Source organism: Staphylococcus sp. MB377 (assembly GCF_001922505.1).
Classification (GTDB): domain Bacteria; phylum Bacillota; class Bacilli; order Staphylococcales; family Staphylococcaceae; genus Staphylococcus; species Staphylococcus haemolyticus.
Window position 1 is genome coordinate 1 of the sequence record NZ_MAON01000058.1, and the last position, 1056, is coordinate 1056.

1 protein-coding gene and 1 pseudogene are annotated in these 1056 nt (G+C 30.3%); one reads left to right on the forward strand and one right to left on the reverse strand.

What is annotated here, in order from left to right; genetic code table 11:
- Positions 1-156 precede the first annotated feature (156 nt).
- A complete protein-coding gene (locus BB045_RS09840; RefSeq protein WP_000604767.1) occupies positions 157-621 on the reverse strand; it encodes a 2-thiouracil desulfurase family protein in 465 nt (154 codons plus the stop codon).
- A gap of 272 nt (positions 622-893) precedes the next feature.
- Here BB045_RS09840 and BB045_RS09845 point away from each other — a divergent pair.
- A pseudogene (locus BB045_RS09845) lies at positions 894-1056 on the forward strand (CPBP family intramembrane glutamate endopeptidase); the annotation flags it as partial.

A 1056-nucleotide genomic window follows, 5' to 3' on the forward strand; every position in this document is an offset into this window, starting at 1 on the left:
ATTTAAGCGAAACCATTGATTTCATCACAAAAAAATCTCACGCATTTTGAAAAAAATTTGATTAAAATGCGTGTGTTGAAATTTTACAAGCTATTTATTTTTATAATAAAGTTTGATAATTTCGGTAAGCGAATTGTTAAAATTTGCCCTCTAACATTATATTTTATTAATTAATTTATCTAATTCTAATTCAGATATAACTTTAATGCCCTTACTTTCTAATAGAGCAGTCGTTACGCCGACTCCTGTTACCTTTTTACCAACAAACTCACCACTATAAATTTCTTTACTGCCACAAGAAGGGCTATATTCTTTTAAAACTACATGGCTAGCTTGCATTTCTTGTGCTAAATTTAAAGTCTTCATGGCACCATTTATATATAATTCCGTCACATCATTACCGGAACGTTCCATTACTTTTGCTTTGCCCTCTAAAACATCATATCCATCTCCGCCCAAGATTTCAGCTGGTTCTCTCGGTGTAACAAAACCACCTAATAACTCCGGGCAAACAGGTATCGCTTTCTTTTCATCAATTAATTTTTGAATTGTATCGTTTAAACATGCAGTACCATTATATCTTACTGGTTTTCCAGCTAAGCAAGAACTAACTAAAATCATGATGTACATCCTTTCAAATTCATATTCAATTATTACAACAACATTAAAAACTCCCCTTTTCTTAACTATGCGAACATCTTAATATTTTTGCTTTTATTTTTATTTTATTAATAATTTATAAAAGGGGTTTAAAAAACTAGAAACTTATAGTATCATTAGTTTTCGAACCGAACCGTCCGGTTTGGCATTTATATAATTATATTTTAGAAGGAGAACCTAATGCAACAAGAAAAATCAAAGATTCTAAGTAATTTCATTATGGAGGTAATAAAGTGAGCTTTATAAAAACGAATACAAAAGAACTTGTTATGCTAATAATTTATATACTGTTTGCACTACTTCAAATTGGCTTGTTCATATTATTTGGCATATCCCTTTTAACTAACAGCAACTTAGTTGAATCAGAATTTGCTCTTAGTGCCATCGGTTTGACTG